Origin of the sequence: Sneathiella chungangensis, assembly GCF_009882935.1 — a bacterium.
GTDB classification, from domain to species: Bacteria; Pseudomonadota; Alphaproteobacteria; order Sneathiellales; family Sneathiellaceae; genus Sneathiella; species Sneathiella chungangensis.
The window spans coordinates 370004-382354 of sequence record NZ_WTVA01000004.1; the positions used below are offsets into that span (position 1 = coordinate 370004).

Sequence of the window (12351 nt, forward strand, 5' to 3'; positions counted from 1 at the left end):
GGAGCGTATCGGTGGATATCAATTTTAAATCATTGGTGACCTGGGCCGTTTCGCTGATCGGTGTGGCGCTCGCGCTGCAGGCGATTTATGTGGCAATCGTCGGCGGTTGGGACATTACCTACGGACGTTCCTGGATACTTTGCGGCGCGGTTATCATTGCCCTGCTCGGCAATTCACTGGCGGACAGAGCGACCGGATCCCGCCATCCGGTTTTAAGCAAGGCGCCTCTGTGGCTTCTCTGGACAATTGACCTGATCCTGATCGCCATCTTTGTCTACGGAACGCTCAAATTCATCGAGATCCAGATCCTCATTGAAGAAACCATATTTGAGTATGACCCGAAGGATATCGCGATTGCCTTTGCGGCGGTGATTGTCCTGCTGGAGGCAACGCGCCGACTGTTTGGCCTGCCCATCGTGATCATTGCCGCCCTCGGTATTCTCTATTGTCTCTACGGACAGTATCTTCCGGGGTTCCTCCACCATTCCGGCTTCACGCTTAATCGTTCCATGCAGACAATCTGGTACAGTTTCCAGGGAGTTTTCGGCCTGCCAATGGGGGTTGTGCTGCAGGTCGTGCTGATTTTTGTCGTTTTTGGTGTCATTCTGGAAAGTACCGGCGCAAGTGATGCGCTGATCCGCGCCTCCGTTGCGCTTACCGGTAAGACACGCGGGGGGCCTGCCCATTCCGCCGTTGTCGCCAGCGCCGTTTTCGGCAGCATGTCGGGAAGTGTCACCGCCAATGTGGTCGGTACCGGTTCCTTCACAATTCCGATGATCAAGCGCCGCGGATTTTCGCCGGCCATGGCGGGCGGCGTCGAAGCGGCGGCGTCAACCGGCGGCCAGATCGTTCCGCCCGTGATGGGCGCGGCGGCATTTCTGATGGCCGATCTGACGGGGGAGGCCTATACGACGATCTGTATCGCAGCCCTGATTCCGGCACTCTTTTATTATGGATCGCTTTTTGCCTCCATCTCCATTCAGGCGGGCGCGGACGGGATCGAGCCGGTTCCGGAATCAGAGCGGCCTCCGCTTAACCGCAAGGACCTGATCGCCTGTCTGATGTTTATCATTCCCATCGCGACAATCGTTTTCGTGCTGGTGATGGGACGTTCGCCTGCGCTTGCGGGATTCTGGGCGATTGTCGCGGCCGTGATTCTCGGCGCCTTCAACAAGCGCAATCGGGAGAATCCGGCGGTTATCTGGGAGACGCTGAAAAAAGCGGGCCGGTCCTGCGCCTGGATTATTGTGGCAGTGGGTTGTATTGGCGTCATTCTCGGCGTATTGAACCTGACCGGGCTTGGCATTTCCTTCGCCTCCGTGGTCGCGGAATTTAGCGAATTCTCGTTGCTCGCCGCGCTGATGACGACGGCGCTGGCCGCACTGGTTCTCGGCATGGGCATGCCCACGTTACCCGCCTACCTGATTATTATTCTCGTGCTCGGTCCGGTCATGCAGAGGCTGGGGGCGGAACTCTTGGCAACGCATATGTTCGTCTTCTATTTCGGCGTTCTCTCGGCGATTACGCCGCCGGTTGCCATCGGCGCCTTTGCGGCCGCACCGATTGCCAATGCTCATCCATTTACGACAGCGGCGATTGCTGTGCGACTCGCACTGGTCGGATTTATCATTCCGTTTATTTTCGTTTATGAGCCGTCGTTGCTGTTGGTCGGGACGTTCGACCCTGTCAGTTTTTTGCGGGTAACAATATGTCTGTCTCTCGCAATCTGGCTCATTAATACAGCCCTGATAGGGTATGAGAGGCAGCTACTCGGGAAACCGGAGAGGTTGTTGCGCGGACTTGCAGGCGCGGGCCTGTTGATCCAGATACCGACTTTGCAGATTGCCTTCCTGGTGATCGGCCTGTCACTGATCACTTTCGGCACCATCCGGTCCCGCCGCAAATTACCAGGTTAGAAGACGTAATTGTAAAACTAGAAAAGAAAAAGGGAGAAACCAATGAGAAGAAGAAGTTTACTTAAATCAATGGGGGCGGCCGTCGTCGGATTGGCGGCAACGCTGGCTGTGACGCAAACAGTTGGCGCAGCCGAGTCGTTCAAGATGGCGTCTCTTGGCTCGGCGTCTCCGTCGACAACTTTCTCGATTGCAGCGATTGAGATCCTGAAAAAGGAATATGGCTACAAGATTCAGCTTTCAACCGGCGCCCCGGCAACCCGGCAGGCTGTTGACGCGGCCAAGAAAGACCTTGATCTGTTCGTGACTGCTGTATCGATCAATCACTTTATGAAAACCGGCACCAAGATGTATGCCAAGATGGCCGACTCAAAGGAGCTTTTCGCGGAGCTTCGCGGTATCCTCAACTATCCGCTCGGTTCCTACCATGGGATTGTTTGGGCTGATTCCGGTATCGAAACCCTTGATGATATCAAAGGAAAGCGCATCTTTACCGGCCCGCCGTCCGGCGCGGCGCGGACTGTCGTCGAACAGATAATCAAGGGCTCGACGGGCTATGAGCCGAAGAAAGATTTTGACGCCATTAATTTGGATTGGAGTTCTGCCCTGCAGGCATTCCAGGATAAGCAGGTCGACGTCTATTTCGTGCCGACCTCCATTCCCAGCCCGCAGGTCGCCCAGCTGGCGACGATCGGCAAAATCCGGATTCTCGGAATTCCTGATTCAGCCCTCGACTCCGAAGAGATGAAGGCCGCATCAAGCTTGCCGGGGCGTGGCTTCGTCACTCTGCCAAAAGGTCAATATGAAAATCTCGTCAATGAAACCGATGTACGTGTCCTGAACACAATGGTTGGTCTCGGCACGAACAAATGGATGAGTGAAGAAGATGCCTACAAGATCACAAAAGGGATTTTCACCCATAATGCAGAGCTCGCTCAGGCCGCTGCCTGGATGAAGAATATCACCCCTGAAACCGGGCTGCAGCAAATGAATATGCCGCTGCATATCGGTGCTTATAAATACTACAAGGAAGTGGGTGTTGAGGTTCCGGATGAATTGATTCCGCCGGAAGCAAAATAAGCTTTCTCCCAGGAATTGCGCCGCTTGCGCTTATGCGTGGCGGCGCAATTCATGTTTTTGGACTTATTTAACTAACGTGGAAAATTAATGATGCGCGCCCTCATCTGTACGGACTTCGCTGGCCCCCCCTCCCTTCATGTGGAAGACGTACAGACGCCCAGGCCCGAAGCCGGCGAAGTGCTGATCGAGGTCGTTGCCGCGGGTATCTGCTTTGCCGATACGCTGATGAGCCGCAACAAGCACCAGAACAAGCATGAACCGCCTTTTTCGACCGGAATGGAGGTGGGCGGGATCGTTGCCGGCCTCGGGCCGGATGTCGATGGATTAAAGATTGGCGATTCCGTCGCGGCGCTGGTCTATGACGGTGGTCATGCCGAATATGTTTGCGCTAAAGCCTACGAAACATTTCTCCTGCCGGAAGGGTGCGATCCGGTTCAGGCCGCAGCCCTCCTGTCCGTCGCGCTGACCTCGGAAATTGCGCTTGTTGAAAAGGGGCGGGTCGCGCCCGGTGATACCGTTCTGATCGGCGGCGCCGCGGGCGGGGTCGGACTGTCGGCTGTCCAGCTTGCAAAATTTCACAGCGCGAGAGTCATTGCCGCCGTCAGCGATGATGCGAAAGCGGCCGCCTGTCTCGCCGCCGGCGCCGACGCGGCAATCATCTACGGTCCCGACCTTCGCGAGCAGGTGAAAGCGGCAAATGAGGGACGGGATGTCGATATTGTCCTTGATCCGGTCGGCGGATCCTTTGCCGAGCAGGCCGCCCATTGCCTCGATTGGGACGGACGCTACCTCGTCATCGGCTTTGCCGGTGGGGGTATTCCGAATTTCGCCGCCAACCGATTGTTGGTCAAGAACCGATCCGTACTCGGTGTTGTGCTCGGCTATTATCGCTGGCGCAAGCCCGCTCGCCTGGCCGAGGCTGCCGATGTCGTGCTGCAAGCGATCCGTGACGGCGCGCTCAACGTCCCGACTGCCCCCCTCGAAGGTCTGGAAGCCGTTCCGGGGGCCATGCTCCGGATCGAGAACCGGCAGATGATCGGCAAAGCCGTCGTCAAACTCACCTGAGGCGGCTTAAGCCAGCGATTTTTCAGGCTCTTGCGGTTGTGACGCCGGATCCCCCGCGAAGCGGATCCCCTCATAATCGTTGCCGGCGATCGCGGAAATCCGGGCGTTGTATTTCGGTGTTCCGCCGTTATAGACGAAATAGCGGATGCGCCCGGCCTCATGTCCCTTGACGTTGGAGTTGTAGCCGGTAAACCAGGATTTGGCCTTGCGCATCAGCATGATCTTGTACATCTCGGCGACTTCATGGGTCCAGTCCGCCTCCGCCTCGGCCGTTGCTTCCGCGCGTTGGTAGCCATGGCTCCAGATATATTCGAGTAGGTCCATGCACCAATTGACACCGCTTTCGATACCACGGGGATAATTGGTGGAAGCGGAGCCGCTTTGCGGGCCGTTCGGCATCAGCAGGTTCGGGAAGCCGTGAACAAGCATACCTAAGAATGTTTCCGGGCCATCCTCCCATTTATCCTTGAGTTTCGTGCCGCCGACGCCGCGGATGTCGATATGATCATACGCGCCGGTCATCGCATCGAAGCCTGTAGAATAGACGATCACGTCGAGGTCATAGTCTTGCGCCGTTGTTCTCAAACCCGTTTCCGTGACGCGTTCAAGCGGCGTTTCGGCGAGGTCGACCAGATGAACGTTGTCGCGATTATAGGCTTCGAAATAGCCGGTCTCCAACGGTACGCGCTGCACGCCGAAGCCGTGATCTTTCGGAATGAGCTTGTTGGCGACCACCTGGTCCTTCACCCGCTGGCGGATGCGGTTCGCGATATATTCGGAAAATTCGGCATTCGCCGCCTCATCCATGAAGATTTCGCGGAAATTGCTGAGCCATATGCCGAAGCCGGGTTCGTCATAAAGGCGATCCCATAGGGCGATCCGCTCTTCCTTCGTCACATCATAGAAGGAGCGGCGGTCCGGTCGATGCACGAAACCGCCGGGCGTCTTGCTGCAGATATCGAAGATTTTATCGTATCGGGAGCGGATATCCGCCATTTCCTCTTTCGAGATTTCGCTGTTGTTAAGCGGCGCGCTCCAGTTCGGGCGGCGTTGAAAGACGAAGAGGTCTCCCGCGTCCTCGGCGACGACCGGTATAATCTGGATGGCCGTCGCGCCGGTTCCGATAATTCCGACCTTCTTGCCCTTGAGATCGATCCCATCATGCGGCCAGTAATAGGTATGGAAAGACGGCCCCTTGAAATCGTTGATACCTTCCAGTTTCGGTAGCGTTGGCTGAGAGAGAAGGCCAACGGCCATGATCACGAAACGGCAGGTTAGTTCCCGCCCGTCGCCGGTCTTTAGCCGCCAGATATTCTCATTCTCCTCAAAATAGGCTGCCTCCACCTTGCAATTGAATTGCATATTATCGCGCAGGCCGAATTTGTCGGCGACGAAATTAAGGTAGCGGAGATTCTCCGGCTGGCTCGAAAACCGTTCTTTCCAGTGCCATTCATCGAGAACTTCGGGCGAGAAGGAGTAGCCATATGTATAGCTTTCGGAGTCGAATCTGGCGCCGGGATAGCGGTTATTATACCAGGTGCCGCCCAGATTATCGCTGGCCTCCAGCACCGTCGCACGAATACCTTTGTCGAGGAGGCGCTTGATCTGGTATATCCCGGCAACGCCGGCGCCAATGACAATTACCTCATAATCCGTTTCATGCCGTTGGGTCATGTTTTGCTCCTGGTCTTGTTTATTTTTATTGCCGGTTCGCAAATCAAAGATGAGCAGTTCTTTATATTAAAGATCATTACGGGCCGTGTCACAAGGTACTTTTCATGGGGCCGAACGCGTGCAGATTGACAGGGGCAAAGCAAGACAGTAATCAGGAAGACGCAGTAGAACCCCGAATGCTGTCGTTCTGTCGCCAAAAAAAGGATCAATAAAGATGGCGCGCCAAAATGACTTTCAACCCGACGCGGAAGAATATCTCGCTCCCGCGGAATATGTCGACAGCGACGCCCCCGCCGTTCGGGATTTTGTCGCCGCCGCCTTGAAAGGATTGCCGGCTGACGCATCGGCCAGCGACAAAGCCATTCGATTGTTCGAGGCCGTGCGGGACGGATTACGCTACGATCCCTATAAGATTTCGCTGGATCCTGACGCCTATCGCGCGAGCACGATTGCGAAGGCTGACGCAGGATATTGTGTGCCTAAGGCGATCCTGCTGACCGCCTGTCTGCGCGCGGCGGGAATTCCGGCGGCGCTCGGCTTTGCCGACGTGCGCAACCATCTCAACACGGCAAAGCTTACCGAACTTATGGGCACCGATCTGTTTATCTATCATGGGTACGTACAGCTCTGGCTCGGCAATGAAAGCTACAAGATTACGCCGGCCTTCAATATTGAGCTGTGCGAGCGGTTCGGCGTAAAGCCCCTTGTTTTCAACGGAACGTCAGATGCCCTCTTTCACGAATACAATCAGAACGACCAACGGCATATGGAGTATGTGAATGATCGCGGGCTTTTCAGGGATGTTCCGATCGATCAATTCCTCAAGGATTTTCGCGAAGCCTATCCGAATATGGTCACCCATATCGACAGGGGAGAGGCACGAGACATCAAAGACACCTTTACAGCCGATGAGAGCCGGAAGGAAAAAAAAGGGGAGATATCCGCATGACCGATCGCTACGCCGCGTATACGAAGCTGAAGTTTGACTATCCAGCGCCGCGCGTCCTTCGCCTGACATTCAACCGGCCGGAAACCTTCAATTCGGTCGATGCCGAGACGCATACCCAGATCACCGACGTCTGGCGGGACATCGATCGGGACCCCGACGTCAACGCGGTCATCGTGACGGGAACCGGCAAGGCTTTTTCCGCCGGTGGCGACTTCGGAATGATCGAGGATATGACCGGTAATTTCGATGCGGTGATGCGCACCTGGAAAGAGGCAAAGGATCTCGTCTACAATATTATCAACTGCAACAAGCCGATCATTTCTGCGATCAACGGCCCGGCGGCGGGGGCGGGACTGGTTGTCGGTATCCTTGCGGATGTATCGATCGCCGGCAAGGCGGCAAAAATCGTTGATGGTCATCCGCGCCTTGGTGTGGCGGCCGGCGACGTCGCGGCGATCATATGGCCGCTCCTCTGCGGCATGGCGAAGGCGAAATACTATCTTCTCACCTGCAAGGCGGTAAGCGGAGAGGAAGCTGATCGTATCGGACTTGTCTCCATGTGCGTCGAGGATGATGTCCTGCAGGAAACGGCCCTGCAGATCGCGACGGATCTCGCCAGCGGATCACAAAGCTCTATCCGCTGGACCAAATATTCCCTGAATAACTGGCTTCGTCAGGCGGGACCGATTTTTGACACGTCGACGGCCCTCGAAATGCTTGGCTTCATGGGCGAGGATGTGAAGGAGGGGGTTGCCTCCCATCGCGAGAAACGCCCGCCCGAGTTCCGCAAGGATTGCCCGCTTTGAACGGGTCGCCTAACCATGCATGGTGAGACCGCCTGATACGGAAATTGTCTGGCCGGTGATGAAACCGGCGTCGTCAGAGGCCAGAAAGCAGACAATCCCCGGAAAATCCGAGGGCTCAGCAAGACGGCGCATCGGGATGGCCCGCTTTAACCCTTCCGCGATTTTCGCTCCCTTGTCGCCGACCGCGACGGCCGCAAAAAGGGGCGTGTCCGTCGGGCCGGGGCAGACGACATTTACTTGAATTCCGGCGCGGGCCAGCTCCCGTGCGACAGTTTTGCTAAAAGATATGATCCCGCCCTTGCAGGCCGAATAGACCGCTTCGCCGGAAGAACCGACGCGGCCGGCATCGGAGCTGATGTTGATGACCCGGCCGCCGCCGTTTTTGACCATTCCGGGAAGCACAGCGTGATGCATATGAAGCGGGCCGTAGAGATTGATATCAATCACTTTTTTCCACAGATCCACATCCGTTTCGAGAAATGTTTCCATCCGGTCCCAGCCGGCGTTATTCACCAGAAAATCGATGGGACCGCTGTCTTCCGCGGCCCTTACTGCCGCGTCTATCTGGGCTCTGTCCGTAATATCAACCGCAAATGCCGACGCGTTTCCGCCGGCGGCTTCGATCATGGCGACGGTTTCCTCGGCGCCGGGGCCATTTGCGTCAAAGATAATGACGTCCGATTCTTCTTCTGCGAAACGACGGGCGATGCTGCGCCCAATACCACTTGCGCCGCCCGTTATAATAACGCGCTTTCCTGCCAGTCCCCGCATTAAAATCTCCCTGGTTAAACCGATGATTGATTTGCGTTCTTATTTGCGTTTAACTCCGCTCCGATTTAACGTTATCGCACTGTCCGATGGACTGTCCAGCGATCTGGAAATAAATGGGAACTGTTCTTTGAGCGCGAAGCACGACAGGGAGACTGGCGGGAAAAGAGGGCGCCACAAGTCCGCGCAGACACGGGACATGATCCTCGCCGCCGCCGCGCGGAGCTTTCGCAGCAAAGGCTATTCCGCAACAAAACTCAAGGAAATAGCCGCCGCCGCCGGTATCGAGGCGGGCAGCCTTTACTACTATTTTTCTTCAAAAGAAGAATTGCTTGACGATGTCCTTGATATCGGCTGCCGGTCGGTGATCAAGGCCGTTGGAAATGCGCGGGCTGGCAGCGAAGCCAGCGGAGGCAGCTTTCGCGAGACTTTCGGTGCCATGGTCTATGAGCATCTGAACTATATCCTCCAAGCCGACGATTTCACCGCGGCGAATATGCGCAATTTTTCCATGCTGCCGCCACCGATCAGGGCGCGCCATCGCCGGGGCTTCGATGAATATGGAAAAATCTGGTTCGATTTTCTGACCAAAGCCCGGGACAATGGTGATCTTCGATCCGATATGGATATCAGAACGTTGAGGCGGGTCATCTTTGGCGCGCTTAACTGGTCAGTCGAATGGTTCAATACGGAGCAATTCTCGGTCCGGGAATATGCGGAAAAGGCAACGTCGTTGATGCTCGATGGCATGCTGATCCCGACGCACAGGTGGAAGGGACAGATCGCCTCCGGCGTTCATGTAGAGCCGATGTCCGCCGAACTGGCGGGCAAATCGAAAGCCGCGCAAACCAGACTGCATATTCTGATTTCGGCCTCACGAGTCCTTCGCGAAAAGGGATATGAAGGAATAACGTTGCGGCATATCGCCGAAGTTGCGGGCATAGAAGCGGGAAGTATTTATTATCATTTCGCCTCGAAGGACGAAATTATTGACGAAGTGCTCACAGGGGGGCTCAGGGAAATTACCTCTGGCGTCACCGAAGTGCTCGAAAACGAAACCGACTACCCGGAGACAATCGAGCGCATAGCGGCGGGTGTCCGGGCGCATATGCTGTATCTTTATGCCCGCAATGACTTTGTCACCATGAATATCCGGATTTACGGTCAGTTACCGCAAGAGGTTCGACAGCGGCACCGGCCGATCCGGCAGCAATATGTCGGGATCTGGAGCCGTATTCTGAAACAAGGGCAAGCAACCGGTAAGATACATACAGATCTGGATATCGTTCCGGCGCGTCAGCTGATGCTAGGCGCCCTAAATTGGACCACAAACTGGTTTAATCCCGAATTCAACTCGATGTACGAATCTAAATCGCTGGAAGATCTGATCAATTTGATCCTGATATTGTTCATGGACGGGTTAGACGGACGCCGCGAGGACAGGTAATTCGTTTCTTCTGCCTGTTTCGCGCCTTATCGGCGGGGGACAAAAATGATCAGTTTATCGTCCGACTGTATTTCCAGACGCTTGCAGGAGGCAGATTCCGAAAGACAGTTGTCGCCCGTTCGCCTTTAAGGCCAAAGCGGCTCGTCATTTCATCCGAAAACGGCGCCCGGGCGGAATAGGTATATTGTATCAGCGTTCCGCGCTCGTCCAGAAGTGCAACGATCTGCTCGAGTATGCTGATCCTGTCGGCGGTATTCATGTTGAGAAGCGGCAGGCTCGAAAAAACGATATCGATCGCGCCTTCGCTGTTCACCTCGATCAAGCCGGAAACGGCCCGCGCATCGCCCGTTATAACCCGGATGTCCGGGAATTTTACGGCGAGATATTTGGCAAGCCTGTTGTCCCGCTCAAGCAAGCAAAGGTGCTTGCGCGACGCGCCGCTCGCCAATAATGCTTCGGTTATGGCACCCGTGCCCGGACCGATTTCTAATATTCGCTTGCCGGCCAGATCAACGGCCCTCGCCATGGCGCGCGCCAACGGTTGACCGCTCGGGGCGAGAGCGCCGATCTGGCGGGGGTTGCGCAACAGAGCCAAAACAAAGGATTGATACATACGAAATTCGGGGCCTCGCAGCAGGCAGGGTTTCTTAGTTGGTTACGTCCGATCAGGTCCTATTGGGATTAGATCATAAAGTTCCGGCTGACGGAAGAGCTTCGGCGCAACATGATACAGTTGTTTATTTCATTTTACCGGAAATCATGAAATTTTCATGGCGAAACGCGAAAGAAAAAAGGGCTATGGGCATGGATATGCGGCCTGCGGGAACGGGTCCATAGCTACCGGCTCCGTCATCAATGTCGATGGCGGACCTGTTGGCAACCTGGGCCGTATTACCTGCTTGATCAGGCGGCCACGCCGTTGCGTAGGAGCTTGCCTGGCAGTGCCGCGATGTCTGGAACAGCCTGATTGTCGTCGATCAGCAACTCGCCATTGACGATTACCTTATGAATACCGCGTGCCGGTGCAACAAGTCGGTCGGCGCCCGCGGGCAGATCATGGACCCGTTCCAAACCTCCCGCGGCAATCTTCCCGGGATCGAAAATCACCATATCCGCCATCTTGCCCTCGGCGATGACGCCACGCCCCTCGATGCCAAACAACTCCGCTGGTTTTTGCGTTAGCATGTGGATGGCATGCTCAAGTTGAAGCGTTCCGCGCTCCCGCACCCAATGGCCAAGAAGATGGGTTGAATAACAGGCATCGCAAAGCTGGCTCGCATGCGCTCCCGCATCGGAGAGGCCGAGAATCATATTGTCATCCTGCAGCAGTTCCGCAACTTCTTCCTCGTCGTAATTCAGGATGGGGAAGCGGAAACGAGCGACGAAATCGGTCTCAAGAGACAGATCAAGCGCGAAATCGACGGGATCTTTGCCCTGACTTTCCGCGACGTCGCGAAGCGGTCGCTCTTCCCATTCTGGATGGTCCGGCGCCATGGAAACCACACAACGCTCGATCCAGCCCGCCACCGCATTCCGCGCGCCACTTGCCGTATCCTCGCGGAACGCGTCACGGAAGGCCGGATCGCGATACAGCGCCTTGCGGCCGTCGCGATCCGCTTGCATCACCTGTTTAAACAGGGGGCGCATCTCGAAGGGGAAGGGCTCGTTGAACTCGAAATCGAAATTGATCGGGCGGCAGGCAACCTGTGGATAAATTCTGGTTCCTTCCTCCCGCTGACGCCGGGTGATTTCCTGATGCCGCCTGTGGGAACCGGGCCCTGACATGCCGGAGAGCAGCGCCGTCCAGGTAACCGGAATATCATGCTTTTGCGAGAGGAGTGAAAGCTGGTCGTGAAACAGCGTGGGGCCAACGGTTGCCTGCACGATTTTTGCGCCGCCCAGTCGTGCGGCGGAAACCAACCTGTCGATTTCAATCAAATCGGCAAGCCGGCTTGGAACCGGCTTTCCGCCATAGCCATGATGGGTCGTGGCCTGAGAGGTGGAGAATCCGATGGCGCCTGCCTCCATCGCCTCGCGAACGATTGTCGCCATGCTGGCGACCTCTTCATCTTCGGCTATGCGCTCCACGGCGTCGGGTCCCATGACATAGGTCCGGATCGGAGTATGGCCGGCGAGAACCGCCAGATTGATGGCGCTCCCCTTTGCTTCGATCGCGTCCATATATTCGGCGAAGCTTTCGAACGGCCAGTCATCACCGAGACCGTCTGAAAGTGCGTCAAAGGACATGCCTTCCACTTTTTCGAGGGTGCGCATTATTCCGGTCCGGTGCTCCGGCCGGGTTGGCGCAACGCCGAAACCGCAATTGCCGATGACCGCCGTGGTCACCCCGTGCCAGGGAGAGATGGACAGCATCCGGTCCCAGATAACCTGCGCATCGTAATGGGTATGGATGTCGACAAAGCCCGGCGCGACATAAAAGCCGTCCGCGCTTATTTCGCGCGTTGCCTCGCTGTCAATCTCACCGATGGCAACGATCCGTCCATCCTTAATGCCGATATCACCCTTAAAGGCAGGGGCGCCGGTGCCGTCGATAATCATGCCGCCGGTAATTTTGAGATCCAGTGTCATTGCGTGATACTCCCTAGTCGCGGCCGGACGGTTCGTCGCCTCTTGCGCCGCTAATATTTT

General features: G+C 56.1%; 10 protein-coding genes. 6 read left to right on the top strand and 4 right to left on the bottom strand.

The annotated features are described in order from the left end of the window. Nucleotides 1–11: 11 nt before the first annotated feature. The 3 genes from GQF03_RS11050 (at nucleotide 12) to GQF03_RS11060 (ending at nucleotide 4058) form a co-directional block, all read left to right on the top strand. A complete protein-coding gene (locus GQF03_RS11050; protein ID WP_161339326.1) occupies nucleotides 12–1916 on the top strand; it encodes a TRAP transporter fused permease subunit in 1905 nt (634 codons plus the stop codon). A 42-nt stretch (nucleotides 1917–1958) separates the two neighbouring features. Then, complete coding sequence (locus GQF03_RS11055; RefSeq protein ID WP_161339327.1) at nucleotides 1959–2993, top strand: TAXI family TRAP transporter solute-binding subunit; 1035 nt, start codon at nucleotides 1959–1961, stop codon at nucleotides 2991–2993. 87 nt (nucleotides 2994–3080) lie between these two features. Continuing rightward, nucleotides 3081–4058 (top strand): NADPH:quinone oxidoreductase family protein, encoded by a 978-nt coding sequence (locus tag GQF03_RS11060; RefSeq protein ID WP_161339328.1) that lies wholly within the window; start codon nucleotides 3081–3083, stop codon nucleotides 4056–4058. A gap of 6 nt (nucleotides 4059–4064) precedes the next feature. Here the strand turns inward: GQF03_RS11060 and GQF03_RS11065 are convergent, their stop codons facing one another. After that, nucleotides 4065–5732, bottom strand: a complete 1668-nt coding sequence (locus GQF03_RS11065; RefSeq protein ID WP_161339329.1) for a flavin-containing monooxygenase — start codon at nucleotides 5730–5732, stop codon at nucleotides 4065–4067. A gap of 214 nt (nucleotides 5733–5946) precedes the next feature. Between GQF03_RS11065 and GQF03_RS11070 the strand changes: the two genes are divergently transcribed. Both GQF03_RS11070 and GQF03_RS11075 read left to right on the top strand, forming a co-directional pair. Then, nucleotides 5947–6681: a transglutaminase-like domain-containing protein gene (locus GQF03_RS11070; protein ID WP_161339330.1), complete on the top strand. Its 735-nt coding sequence runs from the start codon at nucleotides 5947–5949 to the stop codon at nucleotides 6679–6681. After that, nucleotides 6678–7487 (top strand): enoyl-CoA hydratase/isomerase family protein, encoded by an 810-nt coding sequence (locus tag GQF03_RS11075; RefSeq protein ID WP_161339331.1) that lies wholly within the window; start codon nucleotides 6678–6680, stop codon nucleotides 7485–7487. The genes GQF03_RS11070 and GQF03_RS11075 overlap by 4 nt, the downstream gene beginning before the upstream one ends. A gap of 9 nt (nucleotides 7488–7496) precedes the next feature. On the opposite strand, the gene GQF03_RS11080 is transcribed toward GQF03_RS11075, so the two are convergent. Further along, nucleotides 7497–8258, bottom strand: coding sequence for a glucose 1-dehydrogenase (locus tag GQF03_RS11080; protein WP_161339332.1), 762 nt, complete (start codon nucleotides 8256–8258; stop codon nucleotides 7497–7499). A 127-nt stretch (nucleotides 8259–8385) separates the two neighbouring features. Here GQF03_RS11080 and GQF03_RS11085 point away from each other — a divergent pair, with 127 nt between their 5' ends. Beyond that, nucleotides 8386–9702 (top strand): TetR-type transcription factor C-terminal domain-containing protein, encoded by a 1317-nt coding sequence (locus tag GQF03_RS11085; RefSeq protein WP_161339333.1) that lies wholly within the window; start codon nucleotides 8386–8388, stop codon nucleotides 9700–9702. 49 nt (nucleotides 9703–9751) lie between these two features. Here the strand turns inward: GQF03_RS11085 and GQF03_RS11090 are convergent, their stop codons facing one another. Together GQF03_RS11090 and GQF03_RS11095 are read right to left on the bottom strand one after the other, a co-directional pair. Further along, complete coding sequence (locus GQF03_RS11090; protein WP_161339334.1) at nucleotides 9752–10315, bottom strand: class I SAM-dependent methyltransferase; 564 nt, start codon at nucleotides 10313–10315, stop codon at nucleotides 9752–9754. A 290-nt stretch (nucleotides 10316–10605) separates the two neighbouring features. Next, a complete protein-coding gene (locus GQF03_RS11095) occupies nucleotides 10606–12291 on the bottom strand; it encodes an N-acyl-D-amino-acid deacylase family protein (protein WP_161339335.1) in 1686 nt (561 codons plus the stop codon). Nucleotides 12292–12351: the final 60 nt, after the last annotated feature.